The organism is Alcanivorax profundi (assembly GCF_003597125.1).
GTDB lineage: Bacteria > Pseudomonadota > Gammaproteobacteria > Pseudomonadales > Alcanivoracaceae > Alcanivorax > Alcanivorax profundi.
In genome coordinates this window covers 1-381 of the sequence record NZ_QYYA01000175.1, presented here as the reverse complement: position 1 = coordinate 381, position 381 = coordinate 1, and the positions used below count along the sequence as shown (strand labels likewise).

General features: G+C 42.8%; 1 protein-coding gene. It reads right to left on the bottom strand.

Annotated elements, in window-relative coordinates; genetic code table 11:
* Positions 1 to 204, bottom strand: a 204-nt coding sequence (locus tag D4A39_RS19395) for a hypothetical protein (protein WP_147393984.1), incomplete at its 3' end; no start/stop codon positions are given.
* Between the last annotated feature and the right edge of the window lie 177 nt (positions 205 to 381).

Below are 381 nucleotides of genomic sequence, written 5' to 3'. Positions count from 1 at the left end.
AGTTACCTGATAAGGAATCACATAGCCCAAGATGGCTTTCTGGGCATGCTTGATAATCTGTAGAACGATTTTGAGTTCTAGCACAGAATAGTTCTGGTAAGACAATCCCTGTACGCCAAGGATGGCTATCAGTTGTTTCTCTTGTTGGTTTGTCTGAGGGAAGGACTGCTGCCCGCCCTGCTGCTGTTGATTTACTTGTTCCATTTCCGTTTTCTGTTAAAATCGTTAGAGGCCTACCGATTGGGGCAAGTCTTGTTGTTGTTTATTGAAAACCGGCATGGAATTGGAGTAAGGCAACAAATAATTTAAAACGATCTATCCGCTTGGGTAGATTTCTGCCGTTCATTCTTATTCCCAAAAGAGAACCTTACTACGCATCCA